Source organism: Staphylococcus sp. GDY8P57P (assembly GCF_017892585.1).
Lineage (GTDB): Bacteria > Bacillota > Bacilli > Staphylococcales > Staphylococcaceae > Staphylococcus > Staphylococcus borealis.
The window spans coordinates 1-4,646 of sequence record NZ_JAESLK010000012.1; the positions used below are offsets into that span (position 1 = coordinate 1).

A 4,646-nucleotide genomic window follows, 5' to 3' on the forward strand; every position below is an offset into this window, starting at 1 on the left:
TAGTGGTTAGCTATATTTTTTACTTTGCAACAGAACCAAATAATTTTTGGTATAATTATAAATAATTAAGTAACTATCGTAAGATAAAATTAAATAAATATATACTAATAAACTAAAAAATAAAGGAAATTTTTAATGAAAACAAACTTTGATGAAAAAGTATCAGAAAACCTCATTCATCATACTATGACTGAAGTTTTAGATATTTTGTTGATTGATAGAACAACATCAACTAAAAAAAGACTAAAAATATTATTTGGGGAAATGATAACTACATTCATTTTGGAGCCGATAAGTACTCTGCACTTAGTCAAATAAAATCAGAACTACTTACTGGATATATGAAAGATTTGATTTTACCGCGTTCTATGAAAAATAAGCAATTACAAAAAAATAGAACAAAAAAAAATGGAGAAGTTTTCACACCAACGTGGATTGTTAAAAAGCAAAATGATCTTATTGAGCAAGAGTATAAAAATGACACTTTATTGGATTATATACAAAGAATATGGTTAGAAGTTACTGCTGGTGAAGCACCGTATATGGTTACTCGTTATGATATGGAAACTGGATATCCAATTGATTTGCATGAGAGAGTTGGTTTTCTCGATCGAAAGTTACAGCGTATTAATATGTCTATCAATGATAAAATAGAATGGCATAATTTAGTATTAATAGCATATAAATCTAGCTATGGTTTTGAATGGAATGGAGATTCGTTATTATTAGCACGAGAAAATTTAATTTATTCTTATCAAGAATATTATATAGATAAATGGAAAACCTTACCCTCAATAGATAATTTAAAAGAAATTGCCAACATCATTAGTTATAACGTTTTTCAAATGGATGGATTAACTTGTACTATACCGTTTTCTTCTATAGAACAAAAAAATGTCGAAATGCAACTTTCATTACAATTATTTGATGATGAAGAAAAACTAGACGATATAGAAAAAGTTGTTAAAAAAACTGGAAAGCGAGTAAAGATAATGGATTGGGAGAAGGAAAAATTAGTATATTTCGATGAAAGGATAAAATAATATGCCCACATTAGAAAAAACAAATTTTTATTTTTTGAAAGATGATATTAATTTTAATACATTTATAAATCCAACAAATAGAATAGAAAACCTCTATCGTGATGGGTACTATACACATGTTATTATACAAGCTCGACAAATTGCAGAAGCAGTTACATTTGAAATTTTAAATCATGAAATGATTAAAATTCCTAAACGTACAACATTTAATTCACTATTAAAAATTCTAAAAAATAAGAATATTCTTCCTACAAAAATTTTAAATATTCTTTATAATATAAAGTCTTATGGAAATATCTCAGCACATGATATAGAAAATGAGGTAGATGAATCACTCGCTATTGAAATATTAAGACAGACATTTACTATAGTTTCATGGCTTTATAAAAAATATGCTACAGATCCTAAAAGTGTTCCAAGATTTGAGACTCCTAAAAAAATATTTAATAATAACAGTCAATTAACTTATGAAACAAAAGCCGAGAGAAAAATGATATATGTTTGGACAGCTAAAAATGATAATGGCATGTGGCCAGCTTATATAGGATCTAAAAAAATTGGAGAAACTACAGTAGCTAACAATTTACGTGCAGATTGGTCTGATAATTCATCTTATTTAAAAGAGGCAGCCAATAAACGGGTTAAACAATATGCTAATACTGCGGGAGTTCCATATGATATGCAATGGGCAACATTAGCAATAAAAAACGATCAAAAAACATGGTTTCATGATTATGATGTTCATAACGTATTGAAAAGATCAGGTATTAAATTAAGTGAAAATTTAAAGGGACAAGAATGGTTTAAAACAGATTTAGAAACTGTGAAATTAGCAATTGAAGCAGTACGTAATGGACAATCCGCTTTATCTTCAGAGATAGATGATAAGTATAAAAAACTAGAAATAGAATTTAGACCTGAACAAAAAACTGCGATTTCAGAATCAAAAAAAGTGTTCAAAAAGAAAAACAAAATGCTCTGGAATGCTAAAATGCGATTTGGTAAGACACTGTCTGCTTTACAGCTTATTAAAGAGGAACAGTTTAATCATGTTTTAATCCTTACTCATAGGCCAATAGTTTCGGATTCTTGGTTTGAAGATTTTAAAAAATTGAATTTAGAAGCAAGTGGATATAAATATGGATCAAAATCTACACAGTACTCTATAAATGATCTTTTAAAGAACGAAAAATTTATTTATTTTGTTTCTATGCAAGATTTACGTGGCAGTTCACAAGTAGGTGGGAAACAAGGCGTTAAAAATGATGAAATTTTCTCACAACAATGGGATTTAGTGATTATTGATGAAGCTCATGAAGGTACGCAAACAGAGTTAGCAGAGCATGTTCAAAATGCTATTATTTCACCAACAACTAAAATATTAGAACTTTCTGGCACACCTTTTAATTTATTACAGAATTATGATGATGATCAAGTTTTCACTTGGGATTATTCCATGGAGCAAGCTGCAAAACTTCAGTGGGATATTGAAAACCCTAATATTCCAAATCCATATAGTAAGTTGCCAAAAGTAAATATGTTTACTTTCGATATGTTAGAGAAAAATAAATATTCAAGTAATAACAGTTTCAATTTCTCAGAATTTTTTAAGGTAAATGCTGAAACAAATGAGTTTGTCTATAAGAAAGATGTTATGAATTTTCTAAACGAAATTACAAAGAATTCTAAAACTAATTATCCTTTTTCAACTGAAGAATTCAGAAATAATCTTCGTCATTCACTTTGGTTACTTCCTAATATTAAATCCGCAAGAGCTTTGAAGTCACTAATGGAAAACCATCCCATATTCGGTAAAGAATACAAAATTATTAATATTGTCGATAATGACGATAATATAGCAAATGAAGCAGATCTTGATCGTGTTAGAACAGCTATAAGTGATAAACCGTGGGAAACGAAAACTATTACTCTAACCGTCCGCAAATTAACCACAGGCGTTAATATACCAGAGTGGACTGCTGTAATATTCTTAAATAATACCTCTAGTCCAACAAGTTATTTGCAAGCAGCTTTCAGAGCTCAAACACCTTATAGTGATAAAACTGGTGAGAAAATCAACTCATATGTTTTTGATTTTGCACCGGATCGCGCTTTAACAGTTATGGCACAGGCTAGTCAATTAAGAACGGCACCAGGTAAGAGGATAACTAGCAAACAAAAATCTGATATGAATAGGCTTTTGAATTTTTTACCTATTATTGGAGTAAGCGGTAATAAAATGAAAAAGTTTTCTGTTGATAGTATGCTAGGGCAATTAAAACGAGTTTATGCTCAAAAAGCAATTAATTCTGGATTTAGTGACGATAGTTTATATAGCGACGAATTACTTTTAAATATTACTGAAGAAGATATCAATGCTTTTTCAGACTTAAAATCTATTATTGGATCTACAACATCTGAGAAATTGCCTAAGGAAGTAAAGATTAATGATAATGGTCTTACTGAAGAAGAATATGATAAAGCAGAAGAGAGTAAGAATAAGAATAAGAAAGATCGTACTCCTGAAGAACAAGAAATTATTGATAAAATGAAACTTGCTCAAAAAAATAAAAGAGCAATGATAAGTATTTTAAGAGGTATTAGTATTCGTATTCCCCTAATGATATTCGGTATGAATGTTAATATAGAAGATGATATTAGTATAGATAACTTTATAGATTTGGTAGATGATGTTTCTTGGGAAGAGTTTATGCCAAGCGGAATAACAAAAGAGAAGTTTCAAAAATTTACTAAGTACTATGACTCTGATATTTTCATAGAAGCTGGTAAAAGAATAAGAAGTAAAGTCCAAGAATTAGATTCCCTAGAACCAATCGAAAGAGTACAAGAACTTTCTTATATTTTTGGTACATTTAAGAATCCAGATAAAGAAACAGTTTTGACTCCTTGGAGAGCTGTTAATCTACATCTTCATAGCACTATTGGAGGCTTATCTTTCTATGATAAAGCTTATAAGAAAAATATAATAGATGGAAATGCACAGTTTAATTGGTCATCTAATGAAATTTGGAAGAAAGATACAACATTCCTTGAGATAAATTCAAAAACTGGTTTGTACCCTTTATATATAGCTACAAGTTTATATTATAAAGAATTGATGAAACTAAATAATGATTATGCAGGTAAATTTGATACTATTGAATTAAATAATCTATGGAGTGAAATACTTAAAAAGAACATTTTTGTAATAGCAAAAACACCTATGGCTAAAAGTATTACACAACGCACTTTGTCTGGTTATAAAAACCTTCAGACTAATATAATTTTTATTGATTCATTATTACATGAGTTGAAAATACATAATCAAGAAAAGATTATTGAATCAATATTAAGGAGATTTAATATGAAAAAATTTGATGTTGTTGTTGGAAACCCTCCTTATCAACAAAATATTGAAGGCAGAAGTAATCAGCCATCTATATATAATTAAAATTATCATCTTTGCCTTTTATAGAAGGCATGGTTCTGTTGCAAAGTAAAAAAATATAGCTAACCACTAATTTATCATGTCAGTGTTCGCTTAACTTGCTAGCATGATGCTAATTTCGTGGCATGGCGAAAATCCGTAGATCTGAAGAGACC

General features: G+C 29.0%; 3 protein-coding genes. All 3 read left to right on the forward strand.

What is annotated here, in order from left to right; all coding sequences use genetic code 11:
- Positions 1-135: 135 nt before the first annotated feature.
- The 3 genes from KA878_RS04395 to KA878_RS04405 are packed head-to-tail and all read left to right on the forward strand — an operon-like array spanning position 136 to position 4,494.
- On the forward strand, positions 136-318 hold the full coding sequence (locus KA878_RS04395; protein WP_210142066.1) for a hypothetical protein: 183 nt from the start codon (positions 136-138) through the stop codon (positions 316-318).
- Positions 319-341: 23 nt separating this feature from the next.
- Positions 342-1,043: a restriction endonuclease gene (locus KA878_RS04400; protein ID WP_198644712.1), complete on the forward strand. Its 702-nt coding sequence runs from the start codon at positions 342-344 to the stop codon at positions 1,041-1,043.
- Position 1,044: 1 nt separating this feature from the next.
- Positions 1,045-4,494, forward strand: coding sequence for a DEAD/DEAH box helicase family protein (locus tag KA878_RS04405; RefSeq protein WP_245336741.1), 3,450 nt, complete (start codon positions 1,045-1,047; stop codon positions 4,492-4,494).
- The last annotated feature ends 152 nt before the right edge of the window (positions 4,495-4,646 follow it).